Annotated in this window: 23 protein-coding genes; 12 read left to right on the top strand and 11 right to left on the bottom strand. The window is 74.4% G+C overall.

What is annotated here, in order from left to right; genetic code table 11:
* Window positions 1-5 precede the first annotated feature (5 nt).
* Window positions 6-668 carry a response regulator transcription factor gene (locus AB0J12_RS19840; RefSeq protein WP_363265611.1) on the top strand — a complete coding sequence of 221 codons (663 nt, stop codon included), beginning with the start codon at window positions 6-8 and terminating at the stop codon, window positions 666-668.
* 108 nt (window positions 669-776) lie between these two features.
* Window positions 777-1,934 carry an ROK family transcriptional regulator gene (locus tag AB0J12_RS19845; protein ID WP_363265612.1) on the top strand — a complete coding sequence of 386 codons (1,158 nt, stop codon included), beginning with the start codon at window positions 777-779 and terminating at the stop codon, window positions 1,932-1,934.
* A 77-nt stretch (window positions 1,935-2,011) separates the two neighbouring features.
* On the opposite strand, the gene AB0J12_RS19850 is transcribed toward AB0J12_RS19845, so the two are convergent.
* A complete protein-coding gene (locus tag AB0J12_RS19850; RefSeq protein ID WP_363265613.1) occupies window positions 2,012-2,773 on the bottom strand; it encodes a GntR family transcriptional regulator in 762 nt (253 codons plus the stop codon).
* A gap of 229 nt (window positions 2,774-3,002) precedes the next feature.
* Between AB0J12_RS19850 and AB0J12_RS19855 the strand changes: the two genes are divergently transcribed.
* The 3 genes from AB0J12_RS19855 to AB0J12_RS19865 all read left to right on the top strand — a co-directional run bounded on the left by AB0J12_RS19855 (window position 3,003) and on the right by AB0J12_RS19865 (window position 7,294).
* Window positions 3,003-3,836: an alpha/beta fold hydrolase gene (locus AB0J12_RS19855; RefSeq protein WP_363265614.1), complete on the top strand. Its 834-nt coding sequence runs from the start codon at window positions 3,003-3,005 to the stop codon at window positions 3,834-3,836.
* A gap of 211 nt (window positions 3,837-4,047) precedes the next feature.
* Window positions 4,048-5,631, top strand: coding sequence for an alkaline phosphatase D family protein (locus AB0J12_RS19860; RefSeq protein WP_363265615.1), 1,584 nt, complete (start codon window positions 4,048-4,050; stop codon window positions 5,629-5,631).
* Between the two features lie 214 nt (window positions 5,632-5,845).
* Entirely contained in the window at window positions 5,846-7,294 is a 1,449-nt protein-coding gene (locus tag AB0J12_RS19865; protein ID WP_363265616.1) for a GNAT family N-acetyltransferase, read from the top strand.
* A 180-nt stretch (window positions 7,295-7,474) separates the two neighbouring features.
* Here AB0J12_RS19865 and AB0J12_RS19870 read toward each other — a convergent pair whose 3' ends face one another.
* The gene (locus tag AB0J12_RS19870; protein WP_363265617.1) at window positions 7,475-8,683 is read right to left on the bottom strand and encodes a PLP-dependent transferase; all 1,209 of its coding nucleotides are present in this window, start codon (window positions 8,681-8,683) and stop codon (window positions 7,475-7,477) included.
* 121 nt (window positions 8,684-8,804) lie between these two features.
* On the opposite strand from AB0J12_RS19870, the gene AB0J12_RS19875 reads away from it, so the two are divergent.
* Together AB0J12_RS19875 and AB0J12_RS19880 are read left to right on the top strand one after the other, a co-directional pair.
* Window positions 8,805-9,293 (top strand): Lrp/AsnC family transcriptional regulator, encoded by a 489-nt coding sequence (locus AB0J12_RS19875; protein ID WP_363265619.1) that lies wholly within the window; start codon window positions 8,805-8,807, stop codon window positions 9,291-9,293.
* Between the two features lie 119 nt (window positions 9,294-9,412).
* Window positions 9,413-11,101 (top strand): DUF885 domain-containing protein, encoded by a 1,689-nt coding sequence (locus AB0J12_RS19880; RefSeq protein WP_363265620.1) that lies wholly within the window; start codon window positions 9,413-9,415, stop codon window positions 11,099-11,101.
* A gap of 162 nt (window positions 11,102-11,263) precedes the next feature.
* Here AB0J12_RS19880 and AB0J12_RS19885 read toward each other — a convergent pair whose 3' ends face one another.
* The gene (locus tag AB0J12_RS19885) at window positions 11,264-11,743 is read right to left on the bottom strand and encodes a rhodanese-like domain-containing protein (RefSeq protein ID WP_363265621.1); all 480 of its coding nucleotides are present in this window, start codon (window positions 11,741-11,743) and stop codon (window positions 11,264-11,266) included.
* 145 nt (window positions 11,744-11,888) lie between these two features.
* Here AB0J12_RS19885 and AB0J12_RS19890 point away from each other — a divergent pair, with 145 nt between their 5' ends.
* Window positions 11,889-12,335, top strand: a complete 447-nt coding sequence (locus AB0J12_RS19890; protein WP_363265622.1) for an Lrp/AsnC family transcriptional regulator — start codon at window positions 11,889-11,891, stop codon at window positions 12,333-12,335.
* Here AB0J12_RS19890 and AB0J12_RS19895 read toward each other — a convergent pair.
* The 5 genes from AB0J12_RS19895 to AB0J12_RS19915 form a co-directional block, all read right to left on the bottom strand.
* Window positions 12,329-15,310 (bottom strand): SMC family ATPase, encoded by a 2,982-nt coding sequence (locus tag AB0J12_RS19895; RefSeq protein ID WP_363265623.1) that lies wholly within the window; start codon window positions 15,308-15,310, stop codon window positions 12,329-12,331. The genes AB0J12_RS19890 and AB0J12_RS19895 overlap by 7 nt on opposite strands.
* Window positions 15,311-15,365: 55 nt before the next feature.
* Window positions 15,366-16,529 carry an exonuclease SbcCD subunit D gene (locus AB0J12_RS19900; protein WP_363265624.1) on the bottom strand — a complete coding sequence of 388 codons (1,164 nt, stop codon included), beginning with the start codon at window positions 16,527-16,529 and terminating at the stop codon, window positions 15,366-15,368.
* Between the two features lie 107 nt (window positions 16,530-16,636).
* Entirely contained in the window at window positions 16,637-17,263 is a 627-nt protein-coding gene (locus AB0J12_RS19905) for a YigZ family protein (protein ID WP_363265625.1), read from the bottom strand.
* Window positions 17,264-17,303: 40 nt separating this feature from the next.
* A complete protein-coding gene (locus AB0J12_RS19910) occupies window positions 17,304-17,846 on the bottom strand; it encodes a histidine phosphatase family protein (protein WP_363265626.1) in 543 nt (180 codons plus the stop codon).
* A gap of 16 nt (window positions 17,847-17,862) precedes the next feature.
* Complete coding sequence (locus AB0J12_RS19915; protein WP_363265627.1) at window positions 17,863-18,600, bottom strand: hypothetical protein; 738 nt, start codon at window positions 18,598-18,600, stop codon at window positions 17,863-17,865.
* A 115-nt stretch (window positions 18,601-18,715) separates the two neighbouring features.
* Here AB0J12_RS19915 and AB0J12_RS19920 point away from each other — a divergent pair, with 115 nt between their 5' ends.
* Complete coding sequence (locus AB0J12_RS19920) at window positions 18,716-19,123, top strand: CoA-binding protein (protein WP_363265628.1); 408 nt, start codon at window positions 18,716-18,718, stop codon at window positions 19,121-19,123.
* Between the two features lie 28 nt (window positions 19,124-19,151).
* Complete coding sequence (locus AB0J12_RS19925; RefSeq protein WP_363265629.1) at window positions 19,152-20,360, top strand: 4-hydroxybenzoate 3-monooxygenase; 1,209 nt, start codon at window positions 19,152-19,154, stop codon at window positions 20,358-20,360.
* 10 nt (window positions 20,361-20,370) lie between these two features.
* Here the strand turns inward: AB0J12_RS19925 and AB0J12_RS19930 are convergent, their stop codons facing one another.
* Window positions 20,371-20,730 carry a metalloregulator ArsR/SmtB family transcription factor gene (locus tag AB0J12_RS19930; protein WP_363265630.1) on the bottom strand — a complete coding sequence of 120 codons (360 nt, stop codon included), beginning with the start codon at window positions 20,728-20,730 and terminating at the stop codon, window positions 20,371-20,373.
* 61 nt (window positions 20,731-20,791) lie between these two features.
* Here AB0J12_RS19930 and AB0J12_RS19935 point away from each other — a divergent pair, with 61 nt between their 5' ends.
* A complete protein-coding gene (locus AB0J12_RS19935; protein ID WP_363265631.1) occupies window positions 20,792-21,988 on the top strand; it encodes a cation diffusion facilitator family transporter in 1,197 nt (398 codons plus the stop codon).
* Between the two features lie 18 nt (window positions 21,989-22,006).
* Here AB0J12_RS19935 and AB0J12_RS19940 read toward each other — a convergent pair whose 3' ends face one another.
* Window positions 22,007-22,564 (bottom strand): YbaK/EbsC family protein, encoded by a 558-nt coding sequence (locus AB0J12_RS19940; protein ID WP_363265632.1) that lies wholly within the window; start codon window positions 22,562-22,564, stop codon window positions 22,007-22,009.
* Window positions 22,565-22,607: 43 nt separating this feature from the next.
* The gene (locus AB0J12_RS19945) at window positions 22,608-23,180 is read right to left on the bottom strand and encodes an XRE family transcriptional regulator (protein ID WP_363265633.1); all 573 of its coding nucleotides are present in this window, start codon (window positions 23,178-23,180) and stop codon (window positions 22,608-22,610) included.
* A gap of 109 nt (window positions 23,181-23,289) precedes the next feature.
* Here AB0J12_RS19945 and AB0J12_RS19950 point away from each other — a divergent pair, with 109 nt between their 5' ends.
* Window positions 23,290-24,147: an EamA family transporter gene (locus AB0J12_RS19950; protein ID WP_363265634.1), complete on the top strand. Its 858-nt coding sequence runs from the start codon at window positions 23,290-23,292 to the stop codon at window positions 24,145-24,147.
* Window positions 24,148-24,163: the final 16 nt, after the last annotated feature.

Raw genomic sequence — 24,163 nt, forward strand, 5'->3', positions numbered from 1 at the left:
GCCGGATGCCCGTGCGTGTGCTCCTCGTCGACGATGAACCGCTGGTCCGCGCGGGTCTGCGGGCCGTGCTGGAGGCCCAGCCCGACATCGAGGTCGTCGGGGAGGCGGCCGACGGTGCCGCGGTGATCCCGCTGGTGCGGCAGTTGCGGCCGGACGTCGTCGCCATGGACGTACGGATGCCTCTGCTGGACGGCATCGAGGCCACCCGCGCGGTGCTGCGTACCGTGGCCGACCCGCCGAAGATCCTCGTGGTGACGACGTTCGAGAACGACGAGTACGTGTACGGGGCGCTGCGCGCGGGCGCGGACGGGTTCCTGCTGAAGCGGGCGCGGCCGGCGGAGATCGTGCACGCCGTGCGGCTGGTGGCGGAGGGCGAGTCGCTGCTCTTCCCCGCCTCGGTGCGGCGCATGGCAGCCGAGTACGGGGACAGCGGCGGCAACCGCGCGGCCCGTGATCTGCTGGAGCGGGCGCGACTGACCGAACGGGAGGGCGAGGTGCTCCGCTTGATGGCCCACGGGCTGTCGAACGCGGAGATCGCCGCCCGGCTCGTCGTCGGCACCGAGACCGTGAAGTCGCATGTGAGCGCCGTCCTGGCGAAGCTGGGGGCGCGGGACCGCACGCAGGCGGTGATCGTGGCCTACGAGTCGGGCTTCGTCACCCCCGGCTGAGCATGGCCGCGGCGCCCCGGAGCGGATCCCTGGCGGCCCGTGTCTCGCCGGTGCCCGGTGTGCCGAGTACGATCCCGCCAACACGCGCACGAGCTGGGAGGACGGACGGTGGGGCGGCTGACCGGCGGGGATCCCTCGCTGCTGCGAAGGATCAATTCCGCGGTGGTGCTGCACGCGCTGCGGGCCACGGACTGCGCGACGCTGACGGAGGTCACCCGGGTGACCGGGCTGTCCCGGCCGACCGTCGAGGGCGTCGTGGACGATCTCATCCAGGCCGGCCTGGTCGTCGAGAAGGCGGCCGAGGAGGGCACGGCACGGCGGCAGGGCCGCCCGGCGCGGAGATTCCGGTTCCGCGCCGAGGCCGGGTATCTGCTGGGCGTGGAGATCGGCGCGCACCGGGTGGCCGCGCTGCTGGCGGACCTCGACGGGCGGGTGGTGGGCGCGCAGGCCAAGGACGTCGAGGAGACGGCCGGGACCGACGAGCGGCTGGAGCGGCTGCGGACGACGGTGGCGGAGCTGCTGCGCCGCGCCGGGGTGCCGCGCAGCTCGCTGCGCGCTGTCGGCGTGGCGACGCCAGGGATCGTGGAGGCCGACGGGACGGTACGGCTGGGCACCGCGCTGCCGGGGTGGACGGGGCTGCGGCTGGGTGAGCGGCTGAGCCGTTCCTTCAAGTGCCCTGTGCTGGTGGAGAACGACGCGAACGCGGCGGCCGTGGCCGAGCACTGGAAGGGCGCCGCCACCGAGTCCGACGACATCGTGTTCGTCCTGGCGGGGCTGAGCCCGGGTGCGGGTGCGCTGATCGGCGGGCGGCTGCACCGCGGTTACGGCGGCGCGGCCGGCGAGATCGGAGCGCTTCACCTGCTGGGGCGTGAGGCGACACCGGAGACCCTGCTGTCGACTACCGACGAGCCGCTGCACCCGCTGGACGAGCAGGCCGTGGCCGCGGTGTTCACCCAGGCCCGCGAGGGCGACGGGCGGGCCCGTGCGGCGGTGGACCGTTTCATCCAGCGTCTCGTGCACGATGTGGCCGCGCTGGTGCTGGCGCTGGACCCGGAGCTGGTCGTCATCGGCGGCTGGGCGGCCGGTCTGGACGGCGTCCTCGCCCCGCTGAGCAAGGAGCTGTCCCGCTACTGCCTGCGGACGCCGAAGGTGACCCTGTCCCTCCTCGGTGAGGCCGCGGTGGCGACGGGCGCGCTGCGGCTGGCTCTGGACCATGTGGAGGAGCAGCTGTTCGCTGTGGACGGCACGGTGACCGCCCGCCGCTGACCCCGCGACGGCCGTACGGCACCGGCCGCACGCCATCGAGCCCCGGTCGCCCGGGGCTCGTGTGGGGCGACGCCGGGTCAGGATGCGCGGCGCTCCGGGGCGGGGTGGATCTCGACGCCGCCCGCGTCGCCGAAGGTGAGCCGGCAGGTGTCGGCGCGGTAGGTGGCGACGGAGAGCGCGGCGGTGCGGCCCTCGGCGAAGTACCGGGTGGTGACGACGAGGACGGGCGCCCCCGGGAGCCGGTCCAGCGCCTTGGCGTCGTCGGCGCCGGCCGAGCCCAGCTCGACGGCGCGGTCCTGGCCGGTCGCCTCGCGCCGCTGCAGTTCGCGCAGCACGGCACGCGCGCGGCCCGGACCGGAGGGTGCGTCGATACCGGTCAGCTCCGGCACGGAGGCCTGCGGGATGTAGAGCAGCTCGGCGGCGACCGTCTGACCGTTGTTCACACGGGTGCGGCGCACGATGTGCACCGCCTCGTCGTGGCCGGTCTCCAGGGCGTCGGCGACCGCGGCGGGCGGGACGGCGAACTCACAGTCGGCCGGCTCCCAGGCCTCTCCGCCGACGCTCGGCCAGGCGTGTTCCTCGGTGCCGACGGCCACGCCCATGCGGGGCGGCGCGACGGTGGTGCCCACGCCGCGGCGGCGCTGGAGCCGGCCTTCCAGTTCGAGCTGCTCCAGGGCCTGCCGGAGGGTGGCGCGGGCGACGCCGAAGCGGGCGGCCAGCTCACGCTCGTTGGGCAGGATCTCACCGACCGTGAACTCGGAGTCGAGCGCCTCGGTGAGCACGGTCTTGAGGTGCCAGTACTTGGGTTCCGGCACCGTCTGCAGCTGCGTGGTCCCCACCCTGTCCTCCGCGATGCCTGTCCGGCGGCGTTTTAGCGCCCTTGTTTATTAAAGGTTGTTGCACTTGTCTGCGACCATAGGACGCCCCACACACTTGGTCAAGACCAATCCTCGCGCTCTCGGCCGGCTCGGCGACGCTCCGGAGCCACCCCTGGGGGCTACCCGCCAGTAGCAATTACTGACAAGCTGTCTACTCGGCGTCCGTCAGTGAGTCCCCGAGGAGCCCCGCATGTCCGCCACGCTCTCCTTCAAGGTCCCCTCCCCGCACGGCCCGCAGCCGGTGACCGTCTCCTACGCGCGCGTGGGTCGCGGCGCCCCGCTGCTCCTGCTGCACGGCATCGGCCATCACCGGCAGGCCTGGGACCCCGTCGTGGACATCCTCGCCGCCGACCGCGACGTGATCGCCGTGGACCTGCCGGGCTTCGGTGCCTCGCCCGCGCTGCCGCAGGCGCTGGCGTACGACCTGCCGACGACGACCGCCGTGTTCGGCGCGCTGTGCGAGGCGCTGGAGCTGGACCGTCCGCACGTGGCGGGCAACTCCCTGGGCGGGCTGATCGCCCTCCAACTCGGCCGTGAGCGGCTGGTGCGGTCGGTCACCGCGCTGTCCCCGGCCGGCTTCTGGTCCGAGGCCGAGCGGCGGTACGCGTTCGGCGTCCTGCTGGCCATGCGCGGCATCTCCCGCCGGCTGCCCGTGCCGCTCGTCGAGCAGCTGTCCCGCTCGACGGCCGGCCGCACGGTCCTGACGAGCACCATCTACGCCCGCCCCGGCCGCCGCGCCCCGCAGGCCGTGGTCGCCGAGACCCGGGCACTGGCCGAGGCGACGGGGTTCGCGGCGACGCTCGCCGCCGGGGCCACCGTCCGGTTCGACGACGACATTCCCGGCATCCCGGTCACCGTGGCCTGGGGCAGCCGGGACCGGCTGCTGGTGCCCCGTCAGGGTGTGCGCGCCAAGCAGATCATGCCGCGGGCCCGGCTGGTGCGGCTGCCCGGCTGCGGGCACTGCCCGATGAACGACGACCCGGCGCTGGTCGCGCGGGTCATCCTCGACGGCAGCCGAGACTGACGTCACACCGGCACCGGCAAAGGGGCTGACGCCGCGTCAGCCCCTTTGCCGTACACGGAGAAGGAAAGCACTACGGCGACCGGCCGCGCCCCGGACCCGCCTGCCGCCTTCGCGCCAGGGGCAGTTGTTCACTTGTGGTTTCCGTGTGCGCCGGGGAGCGCCAGTAGGTGTGGGGTGCACATCGGCTGATTCCCGCCCCTGGAGGCCCTCCATGTCGCACCGTCCGCATCCCGGCCGCCGCAGCGTGCTGCGCGGCTCGCTGGCCGCGTCCGCGGCCCTGTCCCTGCCGGCCGGGCTCGGCGCCGCGCCGGCGTTCGCCCTCTCCGGGCGCCCCGAGGCGGGCTGGGGCGTGCAGGCGGGAGACGTGACCTCCGACTCCGGTCTGATCTGGGTGCGTTCCGACCGGCCCGCCCGCATGATCGTCGAGACGTCGGCGACCGAGTCGTTCCGCAACCCGCGCCGCCGGTACGGACCCCTGCTCGGCCCGGACACCGACTTCACGGGCACGACCCGGCTGCACGGGCTGCCGCCGGGCGAGCAGATCCACTACCGGGTGCGGCTCGCCGACCCCGACGACCCCCGCCGTACCGGGGAAGCGGTGGCCGGAACCTTCCGTACGGCACCCGTGCGGCGCCGGCAGGGCGTGCGGTTCGTGTGGTCCGGCGACCTCGCCGGCCAGGGCTGGGGCATCAACGAGTCCATCGGCGGCTACCGCATCTTCGACGCCATGGCGAAACTGGACCCGGACTTCTTCCTGTGCAGCGGCGACAACATCTACGCCGACGGCCCCATTTCGGCCACCGCGGCGCTGCCGGACGGCTCGGTGTACCGGTCGGTGACCAGCGAGGAGAAGTCCCACGTCGCCGTGACCCTGGCCGACTACCGCGGCAACTTCCGCTACAACCTGCTCGATCCGGCGCTGCGCCGCTTCAACGCGCAGGTACCGAACATCATCCAGTGGGACGACCACGAGGTCCGCAACAACTGGTACCCGGGCGAGGTCATCGCCCCCGGCACGCCGTACCCGGCCGGCACCCGGCTGGACGACCTGGCGTCGCGCGCCCGGCGCGCCTTCGCCGAGTACTTCCCGGTCTCCACCCTGGGCGCCCGCGGCGACGGCCGCATCTACCGGGTCGCCCACCACGGCCCGCTGCTGGACGTGTTCGTGCTGGACATGCGCACCTACCGCGACGCCAACTCCCCCGACGACCAGACCACCGACCCGCAGGGCATCCTCGGCCGTGAGCAGCTGGAGTGGCTCAAGCGGGAGCTGGCCCGTTCCCGCGCGGTGTGGAAGGTGATCGCCGCGGACATGCCGCTCGGGCTGGTCGTGCCCGACGGGGTGGAGGGCAGGCCGAACTTCGAGGCCGTGGCGCAGGGTGATCCGGGCGTCCCGCTCGGCCGTGAGCTGCAGATCGCCGAGCTGCTGCGGTTCGTCAAGCACCGGCGGATCACGGGCACGGTGTGGCTGACGGCGGATGTGCACCACACCTCGGCCCAGCACTACGACCCGTCGCGGGCCGCGTTCAAGGACTTCGAGCCGTTCTGGGAGTTCGTGTCCGGACCGCTCAACGCGGGCGCCTTCCCGGCCAGCGCGCTCGACGGCACCTTCGGCCCCGACCGGGTGTTCGTGAAGGCCCCGGCCAGGGGGAACGTGTCCCCGGCCGAGGGCTACCAGTTCTTCGGCGAGGTCGACATCGACGGCGACAGCGGCGAGCTGACGGTCCGGCTGCGCGAACAGGACGGCACCGTGCTGTTCACCCAGGTGCTCCAGCCGGGCCGCGTCGGCCAGTGAGGGCGTTGTGAGGGGTCACGTACCCTCGGTGTCCGTGCCGCGCCCCGGCGTCGTCCCCCGGAGCGCGGCCCCGGTCAACTTCCCACCGGGGGGCGGCCCTCGGCGCCCCGGCAACGCAACTGTGACACAACGGACAAAAACTTTAGAAGCACGCTTTACCCATCGGTCACAAGGCGTTCGTGATCACGCAACACCGTTCCTTCACAGTGGGTGCATGAGGAGAGAGATTCCCGATGTGAAGCGTGCCCGGCACGGCCGGCCCGTCCACCACTGGCGACGCGACGTGGTCGAGCTGGCCGCGATGTTCACGGCCGTGGCGGCCGCCGACGGCGTGGCGAATCTGATCGGGCACGGCCCCGACGGACCGGTGCTGCTGATGGCGTCGGCGGTGGTGCTGACGGCCACGGCCGGTTTCCACACATGGTGGTCACGCAGGCACGGACACGCCCCGCCGACCGGTGATACCGGCGCCCGGCCGGGCTCGGCAGAGCCGCCGGCCGGGCAGCACTCCCCGGCGCCGCGGTCCGCGGACGCGGTGGGCGGCGAGAGCGCCCTGTGGCGCATGCGCACCACCGTGCGGGACGAGCCGGGCTCGCTGGCCGCGCTGTGCACGGCCCTGGCCGGGCACCGGGTCGACATCCTGAGCCTGCAGGCGCACCCGCTGGGCGACACGGCGGTGGACGAGTTCCTGCTGCGCTCCCCCGGCACGCTGACGGCGGCCGAGCTCACCCGGGTGGTGGCCCTGGCCGGCGGCACCGGCACCTGGATCGAGCGCGCGGACGCCCACGATCTGGTGGACGCCCCCACCCGGGTCCTGGGCCTGGCCACCCGCACCGCCCTGGACACCGCGGAACTGCCGCTGGCGCTGCGCCAGCTGCTCGGCCGCTGCACCATCCGGTCGCTGCCGGCGGCCTCGGCCGGCGGCGCCGACGCCGTGCCCGAAGAGGGCGTGCTGGAGGACACCGTGCTGCGGCTGCGGGCGCCCGAGGGCGGCGTCCTCACCGTGGAGCGGCCGTATCTGCCGTTCACCCCGACCGAGTTCGCGCGGGCCCGCGCCCTGGTGGAGCTGGACGCGCGGCTCGGGCCGCGGGTCCCGGTCGGCTCGGACGTGCTGACGCTGCCGGAGGGCAACCCGATCACCGTGCGGCGGGCCGACACCGGTGACGTCAGGGCCGCGAAGGCGATGCACGAGCGGTGCTCGGCGCGGACGCTGTCCCTGCGGTACCACGGGCCGGTCAGGGACGCGGACCGCTATCTGAACCATCTGCTCAGCCCGCGCTTCGGGCGCACGCTCGCCGTGCAGACCGCCTCCGGCCGCATCGTCGGCCTCGGCCATCTGCTGTGGGACGGCGACGAGACCGAGGTCGCCCTGCTCGTCGAGGACGAGTGGCAGCGGCGCGGCATCGGCGGCGAACTGCTCGGCCGGCTGGTGACCATGGCCGTCGATGCGGGCTGCGAGAGCGTCTACGCGGTCACCCAGGCCTCCAACACCGGGATGGTCGCCGCGATGCGCGGCCTCGGGCTGCCCCTCGACTACCAGATCGAGGAGGGCACCCTGGTCATCACCGCCCGCCTGCACGCGACCCCGGTCGGCTCCCGGCTGCCGTACGACCGGCAGCGGCTGGGCGTCGAGCGGTACGACGAGAGCGTCGCCCGGGACTGAGACGCCCCGGCGGGGCGGCGTGGGCACGGGCTGAGACGCCCCCGGCGAAGCGGCGTGGGGGACGATCGGCGAGGTGGCCCGGCGGTGTTCCGCCGGGCCACCTCTGCGTCGGCCGTGGGGTAGCGCGCGGCGGCGCTCTGTGCCTCGGTTCACCGCACGGCCGCGCTCTGTGCCTCGGGTTCAGTGCGCGGCGACCGTGCTCCTCCCGGCCCGGTCCGCCGCCCCGTCGAGCGCCCCGTCCAGGTCCGCCCACAGGTCGTCCACGTCCTCCAGGCCCACCGACATCCGCAGCAGGCGGTCGCTCACGCCGGCGCCGCGACGGTCGTCGGCGTCGACGATGCGGTGGCTGATGGACGCGGGGTGCTGGATGAGCGTGTCGACGCTGCCGAGGCTCACCGCGGGGGTGATCAGCCGTACCCCGGCGATGACCTCGTGCGGGTCGCCGTGCACCTCGAAGGCGACCATCGCGCCGCCGATGCGCGGATAGTGGACGCGGGCCACGCGCGGGTCGGCGGCGAGCCGGCGGGTGAGTTCGGCGGCGTTCGCGGAGGCGGCGCGCACCCGGACCGGCAGGGTGGACAGGCCGCGCAGCAGCAGATAGCCGGCCAGCGGATGCAGGACGCCTCCCGTGGCGAACCGCACCTGGCGCAGGCGCCCGGCGAACTCCTCGTCGCAGGCCACCACACCCGCCATCACGTCACCGTGGCCGCCGAGGTACTTGGTGGCGCTGTGCAGCACGAGCCGCGCGCCCTGCTCGGCGGGCCGCTGGAGCACCGGCGTGGCGAAGGTGTTGTCGGCGAGCAGCGGCACCGAGCCGCAGGCGTGCGCGACGGCGCGCAGGTCGACCTCGGCGAGGGTGGGGTTCGCCGGAGTCTCCACCATGACCAGGCCGGTGTCCGGGCGCAGCGCGTCGGCGATGCCGGCCGGGTCGGTCCAGGTCACCTCGGTGCCGAGCAGTCCGGCAGTGAGCAGGTGGTCGCTGCAGCCGTACAGCGGCCGTACGGCGACGACGTGCCGCAGGCCCATCGAGGCGCGTACCAGCAGGACGGCGCTCAGCGCGGCCATGCCACTGGCGAACGCGACCGCGGACTCCGTGCCCTCCAGCTTGGCCAGCGCGGTCTCGAAGCGGGCGACGGTCGGGTTGCCCAGCCGGGCGTAGACCGGGGGGCCGTCCAGGTCGGCGCCGGTCGTGGCGAAGGCGTCGATCCGGGCGGCCTCACCACGGCTGTCGTACGACGGGTACGTGGTCGACAGATCGATGGGCGGGGCGTGCAGGCCCTGGCGGGCGAGGTCGTCGCGGCCGGCGTGCACGGCCTCCGTGGCCAGTGCTCTGCGGGTCGTACGGGCGGTGTCCACGGGCGCCTCCACAGGGGTCTCCTCGGGGTCCACGCGGGCACCCCTGGGTGTCCAGGGGTCCCCCGGGCGGGACGGCTCGGTCAGCTCGGCCCTGGGGGGTAAGGGTGAACAGCGACCGGGCCAGCATGGCTGAAAGCCGTGCTACGTTCGGCACATGGCCGAATCTGTCGTACTGGATCCGGTCGATCTGCATCTGCTGCGGCTGCTGCAGAACGACGCCCGGACCACCTATCGGGACCTCGCCGCGCAGGTCGGGGTCGCACCGTCGACCTGCCTGGACCGGGTGACGCGGCTGCGCCGCTCCGGCGTGATCCTCGGCCATCAGCTGCGGCTCAACCCGGCCAAGCTGGGCCGCGGCCTGGAAGCGCTGCTGTCGGTGCAGGTCAGACCGCACCGGCGGGAGCTGGTGGGACCGTTCGTGGAGCGCATCCGTGCTTTGCCGGAATCCCGGACCGTCTTCCACCTCACCGGTCCCGACGACTACCTCGTGCACGTCGCGGTCGCGGACATGACGGATCTGCAACGCCTGGTCCTCGACGAGTTCACGGCCCACCGCGAGGTGGCCCGGGTGGAGACCCGGCTGATCTTCCAGCAGTGGGACTGCGGGCCCCTGTTGCCACCGGAGCGCCCGGGGACGCCCTGACGCACCGCCGGGCAGGCGAGCGGACCCGCCGTGCGGCCCTGGGCGGAATCCGGCCGCCGCCGGTATCCGTAGGGGAAACCCGGCAGACGCGGTGGCGGCACGCGTACGAGGATGTCGGCATGTCAGAGATCAAGAGCCCGCTGCCCCGCGAGGTCGCCGACGCCTACGTCGACGAGCTCATCGCCCTCGACCCGATCACCGGTACCTACCTCGGCGTACCGGACAGTTCGCGCCGGATGCCCGACACCTCGCCGGCGGGCGCCGACGCGCGAGCCGGGCTGGCGCGGGCCACCCTGGCGAAGCTGGACGAGGCGGAGCGCCGGCCCGGCGCCGACAGCGACATCGAGCGGCGCTGCGCGCGGCTGCTGCGCGAACGGCTCACCGCGGAACTCGCCGTCCATGAGGCCGACGAGCACCTGCGCGCGGTGGGCAACCTGCACACCATGCCGCACCAGGTGCGCGAGGTGTTCACGGTGACCCCGCAGGAGACCGAGGAGGACTGGGCGGCGATCGCCGAGCGGCTGCGCGCGGTGCCGCGGGCGCTGGCCGGGTACCGCGAGTCCCTGGCGCTCGGCCTGGAGCGCAAGCTGTACGCGGCGCCCCGCCCGACCGCCACGTTCGTCGGGCAGCTCACCGAGTGGGCGGGCATCGGGCAGGGCCGCGGCTGGTTCGAGGACTTCGCCGCTGCCGGTCCCGAGTCGCTGCGCGGCGAACTGGACGGGGCCGCGCACGCCGCGACCGCGGCGGTGGCCGAACTGCGCGACTGGATGCGCAACACGTACGCGCCCGCCGTCGAAGGCGCCCCGGACACGGTGGGCCGCGAGCGCTACGCGCTGTCGTCGCGCTACTTCAACGGCACCGACATCGACCTGGACGAGGCGTACGCCTACGGCTGGGCCGAGTACCACCGCCTGCTCGGCGAGATGCGGCAGGAGGCGGAGAAGATCCTGCCCGGCGCCGCGACCCCGTGGGTGGCGCTCGCGCACCTCGACGAGCACGGCCGGCACATCGAGGGCGTCGAAGAGGTCCGCGCATGGCTGCAGGGCCTGATGGACGAGGCCATCGACGCGCTGGACGGCACCCACTTCGAACTCGCCGAGCGGGTGCGGCGGGTGGAGTCCCACATCGCGCCGCCCGGCGGTGCGGCGGCGCCGTACTACACGTCCCCGTCGGAGGACTTCTCCCGCCCCGGGCGCACCTGGCTGCCGACGATGGGCCAGACCCGCTTCCCTGTGTACGACCTCGTGTCGACCTGGTACCACGAGGGCGTCCCCGGCCACCATCTGCAGCTCGCCCAGTGGACGCACGTGGCCGGGGACCTGTCCCGCTACCAGTCCTCCGTGGGCATGGTGAGCGCCAACGCCGAGGGCTGGGCGCTGTACGCGGAGCGCCTGATGGACGAGCTGGGCTTCCTCAAGGACGCCGAGGAGCGCATCGGCTACCTGGACGCGCAGATGATGCGGGCCCTGCGGGTCATCGTCGACATCGGCATGCACCTGGAGCTGGACATCCCGGCGGACTCGCCGTTCCACCCGGGTGAGCGCTGGACTCCGGAGCTGGCGCAGGAGTTCTTCGGCTCGCACAGCAGCCGGCCGGCGGACTTCGTGGAGAGCGAGCTGACCCGCTATCTGACGATGCCGGGCCAGGCCATCGGCTACAAGCTGGGTGAGCGGGCATGGCTCACCGGCCGGGAGAACGCCCGCGCGCGGCACGGTGACGCCTTCGACCTCAAGGCGTGGCACATGGCCGCCCTCTCCCAGGGCTCGCTGGGCCTGGACGACCTGGTGGAGGAGCTGTCCCGGCTGTGACGCGGCGGGTCTCCGCCGGCCCGCCTTCGCGGGCGGTGACCTGCCCGGCGGGCAAGCGGCCGCGACGGCGGCCTGGTCCGCGCCGGTGGCCTGTGACGGCGTGGACGTGCGGGCGGGGTCGACGGTGTTCACCGTGACCCCGGCCCGGCGAGCGTCACAAGGTCAGCAGCCGCAGTCCTCCGCGTCCACCGGCGCGGTCAAGGAGTCGGCGGCGCGCTGGTCGTGGCCCTGCCAGGTCTCGTAGGCGAATCCCTCGCGCACCCAGTACTCGAAGCCGCCGAGCATCTCCTTGACCTGGTAGCCGAGTTCGGCGAGGGCGAGCGCGGCGCGGGTGGCGCCGTTGCAGCCGGGGCCCCAGCAGTAGGTCACGACCGGCGTGTTCCTGTCGAGGAGCTGCTCGGCCTGCTCGGGGATCAGCGCCGTGGGCAGGTGGACCGCGCCGGGGATGTGGCCCTGGTCCCAGGATGCGGTGGAGCGGGAGTCCAGGACGACGAAGCCGGGGTCGGCGCCGGCTTCGAGCGCGGCGGCGACGTCGGAGACGTCGGCGTGGAAGGTGAGCGAGGCGCGGAAGTAGGCGGCCGCCTCGGCGGGAGCGGCGGGCGCGACGCGCAGGACGGGGTTGGCGGCGGTCGTGGTGGTCATGGGCCGGCCCTTCGCTGGAGGTCGTCGATGCGACGGAGACTGTCGTCGATGTCCTGAAATCTACGGCCGCTTGATCATCTTCCTGAAGGGACCTTCCCCGGCGTGAGCCTTGTGCGACCGTCGATTCCCCTGCTATCCCTCGGGGATGACCGCGTTTTCCCCGGACGCCACCGACTGGCGCATCCTCGACGTCCTCCAGCGCGACGGGCGCGCCAGCTTCGCCGAGCTGGCCCGCGCCGTCTCCATGTCCGCGAGCGCGGTCACCGAGCGGGTGCGCCGGCTGGAGGAGGCCGGGGTGATCAGGGGGTACGCCGCGGTGGTGGACCCCGAGCGGCTGGGGCTCGGGATCCTGGCGTTCGTGCGCCTGCGCTACCCCAACGGCAACTACAAGCCGTTCCACGATCTGGTCGCCGTGACCCCGGAGGTCCTGGAGGCACATCACGTGACGGGCGACGACTGTTTCGTCATCAAGGTCGCCGCCCGGTCCATGCGGCATCTGGAGGAGGTGTCGGGCCGGATCGGCGCGCTCGGTTCGGTGACGACGAGCGTGGTCTATTCCTCGCCGCTCGCCCGCCGCGCGCTCGGTCAGTGACCGCGCCGCCGCAGCACCGACCCGGTTCTGTCCTTGACCACCTCGAGCTGGGCGTGGATGCGGCGGCGCAGGTCGGGTACATGGCTGACGATGCCGACGCTGCGGTCCCGCTCGCGCAGTGAGTCGAGCACGTCCAGGACCTCGTCGAGGGTCTGGTCGTCGAGGCTGCCGAAGCCCTCGTCGATGAAGAGGGTGTCCAGCCGCACCCCGCCCGCCTCGTCGGTGACGACGTCCGCGAGGCCGAGCGCGAGCGCGAGGGAGGCGAAGAAGGTCTCGCCGCCGGACAGGGTCGCGGTGTCGCGCTCGCGGCCGGTCCAGGCGTCGACGACGTGCAGGCCGAGACCGCTGCGGCCGCGCCCGGTGCGGTCGTCGGAGTGGACGAGGGTGTAGCGGCCGGACGACATGCGCTGCAGCCGTGCCGTCGCCGCGGCGGCGGCCTGTTCCAGCCGGGCAGCGAGCACATAGGACTCCAGGCGCATCCGGCGTTCGTTGTCGGCGGAGGTGCCGGCCGCGAGGACGGCCAGCCGGGCCACCCGGTCGTACTCCTCGCGCAGCGGGGCGAGCCGGCGCACGCCCTGCGCGGCGCGCGCGGAGAGGCGGTCCAGTTCGGTGCAGCGGCGGGCGGCGGCGTCGCACGCGGAGGCGGCGGCACGCAGCCGCTCGGCGGCCGCGGCGGCGGCCCGCTCGGCGGTGGCGAGGTCGGCGGGCGGCTGCCGGTCGGCGGCCGCGGTGTCGGTCTCGGCGAGCACCGCGCGGACGGCGGCCTCCTCGGCCTGCCAGGCGTCCAGCCGCCGTTGCAGCTCACGGTGCTCGGCGTCGGTGAGCAGCGCCTCGGCGGCGGCCTGCGGGGTGTCGAACCCGGCGCGGAACGCGGCATCCGCGAGCCGCGCGTCGGCGTCCTTGAGCCGCTGGGCGGCGTCCGCGGCGGCGCGTACGGCCTCGGCGGCGTCGGTGAGCAGGGCCGCCCGGCGCTCCAGCTGCCCGGCGCGCGCGGCGACGCTGTCCGCACTGCCGCGGGCCTGCGCCAACTCCTCTTCCAGCAGTACCCGTTCACCCTCGAGGCGCTCGCGGTGGCCGACGCGGGCGGCGGCGCGCACGGCCGCCTCCTGCCGGTCGGCGCTGCGGCGCTCGCGTTCCTGCTCCGCCCGGCGCAGTTCCTCCTGGGCGGCGTGCAGCGCGGAGGCGTCCCGCCGGGCCGTGACGAAGAGACGCTCCACCTCGTCGGCCTCCCGGGCGAGCCGGTCGGCCGGTTCGTCGCCGGCCTCGGCGGTGGCGGCGGCCAGCGCCTCGCGTACGGCGGCGTGGCGCCGCTCGGCGTCGCCCTGCGCCTGCTGCGCCTGCTGGTAGGCGGCCAGGGCCGCTTCCTCGGCCTCCCGGTCGACGTGCCCGGCGTCCTTGCGGGCGGGCGCGGGGTGCTCGGTCGCCCCGCACACCGCGCAGGGTTCGCCGTCGGTGAGGCGGGCGGCGAGTTCGGCGGCGATGCCGTCGAGCCGCTGTTCCTTGACGTGCAGCCAGCGCGCCTTGGCCGCGAGCACGGCCTGTTCGGCCTCGCGGATCTGTCCGGCGGCCGCCTCGGTCTCCTCGGCCAGCCGGTCGCGTTCGCGGGCGGCGCGCAGCCGTCGCCGGGCGGGCTCGCGGCGCTCGGCGAGCTGCTCGGCGCGGGTCGCGGCCTCCTGCGCGGCGTCGATACGGCTCTGCAGGCCGGCGCGGGTCTCCTCCCACCCGGCGAGCCACTGCTCGGCGTCGGCGAGGACGTCGTCGTCGGCGCGCTCCTGACGGTCCAGGCCGGCGCGTTCGGCGAGGAGGGCGGCGAGGCGCTGTTCGGCGCGGCGGGCGGACTCGAGGCCGCCCAGTTCCTCGGCGGCCCGGCGCGCGGCGGCGGCGAGCCCGGCCGCCCCGGCGTCCGCGTACGTCCCGGGCAGCAGGGCACGGGTGCGGGTCTCCTGGCGCGCGGCGCGGTCGTGCTCGGCCTCGGCGTCGTCCCGCAGGTGCAGCGCGGGGGCCACGGCCTCCGCCTTGCGGGACCGCTGCATGCGCGCCTGTGCCGCGTGGTACGCCTCGGCTCGCTCCTCCAGCAGTCGGGCCCGCTCCCGGGCCTGCGTGAACCGGGCCTGGAGCCGGGCCAGTTCCCGTGTGTCCGCCAGCGCGCGGTCGGCGGCGGCCTGCGCGGACTCGGCGGCCGCCAGGCGGCAGCGGGCGACGGCGAGCTGCTCGCGCGCGGTGGAGCGGGCGACGGCGGCGGCGCTCAGCACGGCGTCGGCCAGGCCGGGCTCGCCCGGCGTCAGCTCGGGCAGCTCCATGGCGTCGCCGGCGGCCTGCTGCATGCGGTGGGCGTCGGCGAGCAGCGCCGCGTCGCCCTCGCGCACCCGCGCCTCGGTGGTGCGGCGGCGCTCGGCGAGCCGCTTCTCGACGTCGGCGAAGCGCTGGGTGTCGAAGAGGCGGCCGAGCAGACGGCCGCGGGCCTCGGCGTCGGCGCGCAGGAAGCGGGCGAAGTCGCCCTGGGGCAGCAGGACGACCTGGCAGAACTGCTCGCGGCTCATGCCGAGCAGCTGGGTGACCTCCTCGCCGATCTCCTGGTGGGAGCGGCTGCGGTCCTTCCAGGTGGCGGCCACGGGGTCGTACTCGCGCAGCCAGGTCTGCGCCTTGTCGACGGTGGTGCCCTTGCCGCGCAGCTTGGGGCGCTCCCAGGGCGGCTGCCGGGTGATCTCCAGCCGTCGTCCTGCGACGGTCAGATCGAGGGTGACCTGGGTGCGGGTGCGCGGGTCGGCGTGGTCGCTGCGCAGGGTCATGCCCTGTCGGGCGCCCGGTACGGAGCCGTACAGGGCGTAGCAGACGGCGTCGAGCACCGACGTCTTGCCGGCGCCCGTCGGCCCGTGCAGCAGGAAGAGACCGGCGGCGGAGAGGGCGTCGAAGTCGACGCTCTGCTCGCCGCCGAACGGCCCGAAGGCCGTGATGTCCAGCCGGTGCAGCCTCACCGGGCCACCTCCCCCACCGTCGCCTCACGCGACCCCACCGTCACCGCACGCCCGTTCACCGCGTGACCTCCCGCACCGCCGCGTCGGCGCGCACGGTGTCGAACGCCTCGCGCAGGACGGCCTGTTCGTCGGCGTCCGGTCCCGCGCCGCGCACATGGGCGACGAAGTCCTCCGCGATCTGCTGGTCGCTGCGTCCGGCGAGCCGGCGGGCGTAGGTCACCTGGGGGTCCTCGGGCGCCCTCTCGGGTGCGAAGACCAGGCTGAGGGTGTGCGGGAAGCGCTCGGCGAGCCGGGCCATGGGGTCGGCGGGGCGGACGGCGTCGGTCAGGGTGGCCTCGACCCAGGCCTCCTGGTGCCGGTCGAGGGAGGGATCGGCGAGCAGTTCCTCCAGGGTGCCGCGCAGCCGGGCCAGCGGGCGCGGCACCGGGCAGTCGATCCGCTCGGCGGTGAGCACGCCGCTCTCGCCGAGGTCGATCAGCCACATGCTCTTGCGGTGGTCGGCCTCGGAGAAGGAGTACGCCAGCGGGGAGCCGGAGTAGCGCACGCGCTCGGTGATGGTCTGGCAGCCGTGCAGATGGCCGAGGGCCACGTAGTCCACCCCGTCGAAGACGGCGGCGGGCACCGCGGCCACGCCGCCGACGGTGATGTCCCGCTCGCTGTCGCTGGCCTGCCCGCCGGTGACGAAGGCGTGGGCGAGGACGACGGAGCGGGTGCCGGGCGCGCGGTGGGCGAGGTCGGCGCGGACGCGGTCCATGGCGGCGGCGAGCACCGTCTCGTGGCCGGCCTTCTCGACTCCGAACTCGTCCTTGACCAGGGCGGGTTCGAGGTAGGGCAGCCCGTAGAGGGCGACGTCGCCGAACGCGTCGCGCAGCACCACCGGGGTGGCGCAGCCCGCGGGGTCGGTGCGCAGGTGTATGCCGGCGCGGTCGATGAGCCCGGCGCCGACGCCGAGGCGGCGGGCGGAGTCGTGGTTGCCGGAGATCATGACCGTGGGCACGCCGAGGTCGGCGAGCCGGTGCAGGGCGTCGTCGAACAGCTCGACGGCGGCGAGCGGCGGCACCGCGCGGTCGTACACGTCTCCCGACACGACCACCGCGTCGACGCCGCGCTCACGCACGGTGGCGACGAGATGACCGACGAACCCGGCCTGGGCGTCGAGCATGTTCGCCCGGTGGAACGCCCGGCCGAGATGCCAGTCGGAAGTGTGCAGCAGCCTCATGATCCCCGAGACTAACGGCCGGGTCTGACATCACGGGCGGTTACTCCCGTAACGGCCCGCCACGCCCGTTCCCCAACAGGCCAGTTACAGGGCCTTTGCCCGAATTGTCATGCGTCCCCGTAGGCCTCTCCGCCCAGTTCGAAACCGGCTGTGCCCGCCGTCACGTCCGCAAGCCAGGCACGGAAGGCGTCCACGTCCGCGTCCGGCAGGCCGATCTCGATGGTGACCTCCTCGCCGTAGCGCACGTCCCGCACCTCGCGACCGGTGGCCCTCAGGTCGTTCTGCACCTTGCCGGCCCGCTGGTGGTCGACGGTCACGGTGGCCAGGCGGAACCGCCGGCGGGTGATCGTCCCCAGCGCATCCAGGGCCTCGCCGACCGCGCCGCCGTAGGCGCGGATCAGTCCGCCCGCGCCCAGCTTGACGCCGCCGTAGTACCGGGTGACGACGGCGACGACGTAGCGCATGTCGCGGCGCAGCAGCATCTGCAGCATCGGCACGCCCGCCGTGCCGCCGGGTTCCCCGTCGTCGCTCGCCTTCTGGGTCGAGGCGTCGGCTCCGATGACGTACGCCCAGCAGTTGTGCGTGGCGCCGGCGTGCTCCTTGCGGACCGCGCCGATGAAGGCCTGCGCCTCCCGCTCGGTGGCCGCCGGGGCCAGCGCACACAGAAAACGGGAGCGGTTGACCTCGGTCTCGTGCACCCCGGCGCGGCCGATCGTGCGGTACTCGTCCTGCATCCGGCCAGCCTATGCGCACCGCGGGACGCCCTGACCCGCGCTACTTCCTCCCCCGCGGCACGATCACCGAGGTCAGCAGCGCCGCGCCTGCGGCGAGGCCGGACCAGTGGCGGCCGTACCAGGTCAGGACCGCGATCGCCGAGGTGGGGAACTTCACCCGGACCCGCTCCAGGGTGTCGTCGACCCCGTCCCCGGCCAGTGTCAGGACGAGGTCCTCCAGGCCGGGGTTGTGCCCGACGAGCAGCAGGGTCTGCACCGCGGGCGGGGTTTCGCGGGCGACACCGAGCAGGTCGTCCGCGCCGGCCGCGTACAGGCGCCGCTCGTAGCGCACCGGCGGCGGGGTGCCCCACTGTGCGGCCGCCAGCTCCCAGGTCTGCCGGGCGCGCAGCGCGGTGGAGCACACGGCGAGGTCCGGCATGAGGTCCGCCCCGGCGAGCGCCAGTCCGGCGGCCGGCGCGTCGCGGCGGCCGCGCGGGCCCAGCGGGCGGTCGTGATCGGGGACGCCCTCCGGCCGAGCCGACTTGGCGTGCCGCAGGGCGACCAGCCGGCGCAGCGGCCCGGCACCGGAGCGAGCGGCGCTCACCACGGCCACCTCTCTCTCACGCCGCCCCCAGATCACGGACGAGGTCCAGACCGAGCAGCCGGTCGGCGTAGGCGTACGTCTCGAAGCGGGCGCCCTCGGGCAGGTCGGGCCCGGCCGCCTCGACCCGGCGCAGCACGTCCAGCACGGCGGGCATGTCCAGGTCGTCCTCCCAGGCGGTGCGCAGGTCGCCGCGCACGTCTTCGGGGATGGGCCGGGAGGGGTGGCGCGCCCAGTCGGCGACGGCGCGGCGCCACCGGGTGAGGGTGCCGCGGGCGGCGGCCAGGGTGTCCGGGTCCAGCCGGGCCGGCCCGGTGCGCGGCTCCGACAGCAGCGCGAGGCGTACGGCGGCGGGGTCGGCGTCCGCCCGCAGCCAGTCCGCGGGGAGGCCGTCCGCCGGTGTCACGGGCCCGACGGCGAGCCGGACGCCGTCGGGGGCGCCACCGCCCTCCGCCACCACATGGATGACCTGGGCCTCGCCCAGGCCGGCCCCCACGTCATGGCTGTCCTCCAGCGGCCGGATGCCGAGGGCCGCCGCGCTCGCGCGCAGCTCCGCCTGGCCGCTGCGGCCTGCCAGCAGCGCCCATACGGGTGTACCCCCCAGTTCGAGGGCGCGCATGAGCAGGTCGGTGACGAGCAGGACCCGCAGGGACGCGGTGTCGTCCCCGGGCGCGTGTGCCTCGATGCGGGTCAGGCCGCGGCGTACGGGGGCGGCCTCGAGGGACTCGCCGGTTCGGGCGTCGGTGATGCGCAGCACGCAGCGAGCCTAGGCCCGTCACCGTCCGCGCGCAGGTGGAATCCCGGCCGCCCCTCGTCCGTTGTGCTCCACAGAGGCGTTTCACTTCCACTTCCGAGGCCGAGGGAGGCCGCCGGTGTACGGCGACGAGGCAACCATCCGCAAGATCCTCACGGAGCTGGGGGACACCTGGGCCGTGGTCGGCCTGTCCGCGAACCGCGACCGCGCCGCGTACGGCGTGGCGCAGGTGCTCCAGCGGTTCGGCAAGCGGATCGTTCCGGTGCACCCGAAGGCGGAGACGGTGCACGGCGAGCAGGGGTACGCCACGCTCGCGGACATCCCCTTCGACGTGGACGTCGTCGACGTCTTCGTCAACAGCGAACTGGCCGGGGGCGTCGCGGACGAGGCCGTCGCCAAGGGCGCCCGGGCCGTCTGGTTCCAGCTGGGGGTGATCGACGAGGACGCCTACGCGCGCGTGCGCGACGCGGGCCTGGAGATGGTGATGGACCGCTGCCCCGCCATCGAGATCCCCAGGCTGCGCTGACCGGCGGGGCCACCGCCATAATGACGGGGTGACACCCAACTCCCCTGCCCTGGAGCACGTTCCCGTCGTCGTCGTGGGCGCCGGACCCGCCGGCCTGACGGTCGCCAACCTCCTCTCCGCCGCCGGCGTGCGGTGCGTGGTGCTGGAGACCGAGACCCGGCAGTTCGTCGAACGGCGCCCCAGAGCGGGCGTCCTGGAGGAGTGGGCGGTCCGCGAGCTGGACAAGCGGGGCCTCGGCGAGAGGCTGCTGGCCGGCGCCCGGCGGCACACGGCGTGCGAGTTCCGCTTCGACGGCGGCCGGTACCGCTTCGCCTACGAGGAGCTGACCGGGCTTCACCACTGGGTGTACCCGCAGCCGTTGCTGGTGAGCGACCTGCTGCGCGCCTACGCCGACGAGCGCGGCGGGGACGTCCGGTTCGCGGTACGGGACGTAGCCGTCCACGACGTCGACTCCGACCGGCCGTCGGTGTCGTACACCTGTCCCGACACGGGTGAACGGCGGCTGCTGCGCTGTGAGTTCGTCGCCGGGTGCGACGGGGCGCGCGGGGTGACGCGGGCCGCGCTGGCGGGCGGCCGGGCCCGGGTCGCCCGGCACGATTACGGCATCGGCTGGCTGGCGCTGCTCGCCGAGGCGCCGCCGTCCACGGACTGTGTGCTGTTCGGCGTGCATCCGCAGGGCTTCGCCGGGCAGATGCCCCGCAGCCCCCAGATGACCCGCTACTACCTGCAGTGCCCGCCGGGCGACGACCCGGAGAACTGGTCGCACGCGCGCGTGTGGGACGCGTTGCGGCTGCGGCTCTCGGCCGAGGGCGCGCCGGAGCCGGTCGAGGGGCCGCTGATCGAGAAGCGCGTGCTGGACATGCACGACTATGTCGTGGAGCCGATGGCGTCCGGCCGGCTGTTCCTGGCCGGGGACGCCGCCCATCTCGTCGCGCCGATCGCCGCGAAGGGCATGAACCTGGCGCTGCACGACGCCTTCCTGCTCGGCGACGCGCTTCTCGCGCGGCTGACGCGGGGCGACGACAGCGGGCTCGCGGGCTACTCCGAGGCCTGTCTGCGCCGGGTGTGGGACTACCAGGAGTTCTCGCAGTGGCTGTCGGAGGTGTACCACGGGGCGGCCGCGGGAGACGCGTTCCGCGCGGGCACCGCACTGGCCCGGCTGCGGCGGCTGTTCAGCTCGCCGGTGGCGGCCGCCGCGTTCGCGGAGCAGTACATGGGCAGCGCGGAGCGCTACTGACACCCGGCGTTCAGTCGTGCGGGGGCCGGTCAGTGAGCCGGTGGTCGGCGACGCTGAGCGCCTCGTCGACCAGGCGGCGCAGATGGCCGTCGCGCAGGGCGTAGATCACCCGCCGCCCCTCCTTGCGGGTGGTGACCAGTCCCGCCAGGCGCAGCCGGGCCAGGTGCTGGCTGACCGCCGGGCGGGCCGCGCCGCACGCCTCGGTGAGCGTGGTGACGTCGGCCTCCTCGTCGGCCAGGGCGTGCAGGAGGGCCAGCCGGGTGCGGTCGCCGAGCAGGGCGAGCAGTTCGGCCGCGAGCGCGAACTGTTCCTCGCCGGGGGTGCGCGGGTGCGCATCGTCCGCAGGTGAGAGGTGCATGCGTGCGCTCATACGCACATAATGGCGCCGTGGGCGGGGTACGTCCACCTCCGTACACCGGAAGAGGTCAGGCGTGAGCGAACGGCACCACCACGAGCACCGGCACGAGCGGCACGGCGAGCACCCGCGGGACGGGCACGCACCCCACGCCCACGGCGGGCACGCACCCCACGCGCACGACGGGCACGCACCCCACGCGCACGACGGGCACGCACCCCACGCGCACGACGGGCACGCACCCCACGCGCACGACGGGCACGCGCCCCACTCGCACCAGCGCGCGGCCTTCCGTCACCGCCTCGCCCACCTGCTCACCCCCCATTCCCACGAGAGCGCCGACAAGGTGGACGCCGCCCTGGAGTCCTCCGCCCGCGGTATGCGCGCACTGTGGGTCTCGCTGGCAGTGCTCGGTGTGACGGCGCTCGCGCAGGCGCTGGTGGTGGCCGTGTCCGGTTCGGTGGCGCTGCTCGGCGACACGGTGCACAACGCGGCGGACGCGCTGACGGCCGTGCCCCTCGGGATCGCGTTCGTGCTGGGCCGCCGCGCGGCGACCCGGCGCTTCACCTACGGCTTCGGGCGCGCCGAGGATCTGGCCGGGCTGGTGATCGTGCTGACGATCGCGGCGTCGGCGGCGTTCGCCGGGTGGACGGCGCTCGGGCGGCTGCTCGATCCGCGGCCGGTGGAGCACGTCGGCGCGGTGGCGGTGGCCGCGCTCGTCGGGTTCGCGGGCAACGAGTGGGTGGCCCGGTACCGGATCCGGGTGGGCCGCGAGATCGGCTCGGCCGCACTGGTCGCCGACGGGCTGCACGCCCGCACCGACGGGTTCACGTCGCTCGCCGTGCTGGTGGGCGCGGGCGGCTCGGCGCTGGGCTGGGACCTGGCCGACCCGCTCGTGGGTGTGGCGATCACCGCGGCGATCGCGCTGGTGCTGCGGGACGCGGGCCGCGAGGTGTTCCGGCGGGTGATGGACGCCGTCGACCCGGCCCTGGTGGACCGGGCGGAGGCGGCGCTGCGCACGGTGCCCGGCGTGCGCGGGGTGGGTGAGCTGCGGCTGCGCTGGATCGGGCACCGGCTGCGGGCCGAGGTCGCGGTCGTCGTGGACGGCGAGGTGTCGGTGCGCCGGGCGCACGCGATCGCCGTGGACGCCGAACACGCCCTGCTGCACGCGGTGCCGCGGCTGACGGCGGCCCTGGTGCACGCGGACCCGGCGCCGGTGCCGGGCGAGACGGACCCGCACCTGGCGCTGGCCCACCACGCACGGGTCTCCTGAGACCGGACCAAGGACGCCTCAGGCGACGCCCAGCCCCTCCAGCACGACCGCCCCGGGCAGTTCGGCGAACGCCTTGCCCGGTACCAGCAGCTTGCCGCGCCGCCGTCCGCTGCCGACCAGCACGTAGGGCAGGTCGACGACGGCCGCGTCCACCAGCAGGGGCCAGTCGGCGGGAAGTCCGACCGGTGTGATGCCGCCGTACTCCATACCGGTCTCCCCGGTCGCCGTGTCCATGGACGCGAAGGAGGCCTTGCGCACGCCGAGGTGGCGGCGGACCACGCCGTTGACGTCGACCCGGGTGGTGGAGAGGACCACGCAGGCGGCGAGGGTGGTGTCACCGCCGCGCTTGCCGGCCACGACGACGCAGTTCGCGCTCTGTTCCAGCAGTTCACGGCCGTAGTGCTCGACGAAGACGGCGGTGTCGGCCCACTGCGGGTCGGTGTCGACGTAGACGATCTGCTCGGCGGGGACGCTGCCGCGCCAGTGCCGTACGGCGTCGGCGACGGGGCGGGTCAGCGCGTCGAGGCAGTCGGGGGCGGGAGTGGCCTGGTCGAAGTGTCCGATGGGTGCCTGCATGACCGCACGCTAGCAAGTGCGGCGCACCGGGCGTGGGGGCGTCTCAGCGCACGAGAGGCACCGACACGGCCATGATCATCTCCATCGGCTTCTCGCCCTCGTTGCCGTAGGTGTGCGGGGTGTTGGCCTCGAAGGAGGCGCTCGCTCCGGCCGGGATCCGATGGGCGGCGCCGTCGACGGTGAGGGTCAGCTCGCCGGCGGTGACATGGACCAGCTCGACCGTGCCGGCCGGGTGCGGGTCGGACGGGCTGGACTCGCCCGGCATCAGCCGCCAGTCCCACATCTCCAGCGGGCCGGGAGCCTCGGTGCCGGCGAGGAGGCGGTTGTAGCTGCCCGCGTCGGTGTGCCACAGCCGTACGGCCTGCTCCTCGGGGACGATGCGCACCTTCGGGCCCTGCTCGTAGTCGAGCAGGGTGGTGATGCTGATGCCCAGCGCGTCACCGATCTTGACGACCGTGCCGATGCTCGGGTTGGTGCGGGCCTGCTCGATCTGGATGAGCATGCCGCGGCTGACGCCGGCCCGGGCGGCGAGCGCGTCCAGGGTGAAGCCGCGCTCGGTACGCCAGCGCTTGACATTGCGCGCCAGGGACTGGGTCAGCAGGTCGAGGTCTGACACATTCCGTCCAATATCCGGGAAGTCAAATATTCTGGATGACAGAGTTCACTGAACTGAACTACGGTGGGCTGCACCCGATCGTCCACCGAACTGTACTGCGAGGCGAACCGTGACAGCATTCTTCGCCCTGGCCACCAGCCTGCTGTGGGGCCTGGCGGACTTCGGCGGCGGGGTGCTCACGCGACGCGCCCCGGCCCTGACCGTGGTGGTCGTCTCGCAGACCATCGCGGCTGCCGTACTCGGCGCGATCGTGGTCGCCACGGGCGGCTGGAGCGAGGCGGGACCGCGGCTGTGGTTCGCCGTCGCGGCCGGGCTGGTGGGCCCGGTGGCGATGATCTGCTTCTACCAGGCGCTCGCCCGCGGCCCGATGGGCGTCGTCTCCCCGCTCGCGTCGCTGAGCGTCGCCGTGCCGATCGGCGTCGGGCTGGTGCTCGGCGAGCGGCCCGGGCTGATGCAGGTCGCGGGTGCCGCCGTCGCCGTCGGCGGCGTCGTCCTGGCGGGCGGACCGCAGCGCAAGGGGGCACCCGTGCAGCGGCAGACCATCGTGCTGACACTGGTCGCGGCGCTCGGCTTCGGCGCGGTGTTCGCGCTGATCGCGGAGGCGTCGACCACCGTCACCGGACTGTTCCTCGCGCTGTTCGTCCAGCGGCTGACCAACGTGGCCGCGGGCGGCGCCGCCCTGTACGTCTCGGTCAAGCGGGGCGCGCCCGCGGTGCCCGAGGGCCGCTTCCCGTGGGACGCCCTGCCCGCGCTGGCCTTCGTGGGGCTGGCGGACGTCTCCGCCAACGGCACGTACTCGGTCGCCGCCCAGCACGGACCGGTCACCGTGGCCGCGGTGCTCGCCTCGCTCTACCCGGTGGTGACCGCGCTCGCCGCTCGCGGTTTCCTGCGCGAACGCCTGCGGGGCGTGCAGGCGGCGGGAGCGGGCCTGGCGCTGCTGGGGACGCTGCTGCTGGCGACGGGGTGAGCCGGGCTGCGTGACC

The organism is Streptomyces sp. NPDC049915, assembly GCF_040656475.1.
Classification (GTDB): Bacteria; Actinomycetota; Actinomycetes; order Streptomycetales; family Streptomycetaceae; genus Streptomyces.

Excerpts from the sequence above, each read along its gene's own strand:
- AB0J12_RS19840 (WP_363265611.1), top strand. The coding sequence starts at position 6 with ATGCCCGTGCGTGTGCTCCTCGTCGACGATGAACCGCTGGTCCGCGCG.
- AB0J12_RS19855 (WP_363265614.1), top strand. The coding sequence starts at position 3,003 with ATGTCCGCCACGCTCTCCTTCAAGGTCCCCTCCCCGCACGGCCCGCAG.
- AB0J12_RS19860 (WP_363265615.1), top strand. The coding sequence starts at position 4,048 with ATGTCGCACCGTCCGCATCCCGGCCGCCGCAGCGTGCTGCGCGGCTCG.
- AB0J12_RS19865 (WP_363265616.1), top strand. The coding sequence starts at position 5,846 with ATGAGGAGAGAGATTCCCGATGTGAAGCGTGCCCGGCACGGCCGGCCC.
- AB0J12_RS19875 (WP_363265619.1), top strand. The coding sequence starts at position 8,805 with ATGGCCGAATCTGTCGTACTGGATCCGGTCGATCTGCATCTGCTGCGG.
- AB0J12_RS19880 (WP_363265620.1), top strand. The coding sequence starts at position 9,413 with ATGTCAGAGATCAAGAGCCCGCTGCCCCGCGAGGTCGCCGACGCCTAC.
- AB0J12_RS19885 (WP_363265621.1), bottom strand. The coding sequence starts at position 11,743 with ATGACCACCACGACCGCCGCCAACCCCGTCCTGCGCGTCGCGCCCGCC.
- AB0J12_RS19890 (WP_363265622.1), top strand. The coding sequence starts at position 11,889 with ATGACCGCGTTTTCCCCGGACGCCACCGACTGGCGCATCCTCGACGTC.
- AB0J12_RS19900 (WP_363265624.1), bottom strand. The coding sequence starts at position 16,529 with ATGAGGCTGCTGCACACTTCCGACTGGCATCTCGGCCGGGCGTTCCAC.
- AB0J12_RS19905 (WP_363265625.1), bottom strand. The coding sequence starts at position 17,263 with ATGCAGGACGAGTACCGCACGATCGGCCGCGCCGGGGTGCACGAGACC.
- AB0J12_RS19930 (WP_363265630.1), bottom strand. The coding sequence starts at position 20,730 with ATGAGCGCACGCATGCACCTCTCACCTGCGGACGATGCGCACCCGCGC.
- AB0J12_RS19940 (WP_363265632.1), bottom strand. The coding sequence starts at position 22,564 with ATGCAGGCACCCATCGGACACTTCGACCAGGCCACTCCCGCCCCCGAC.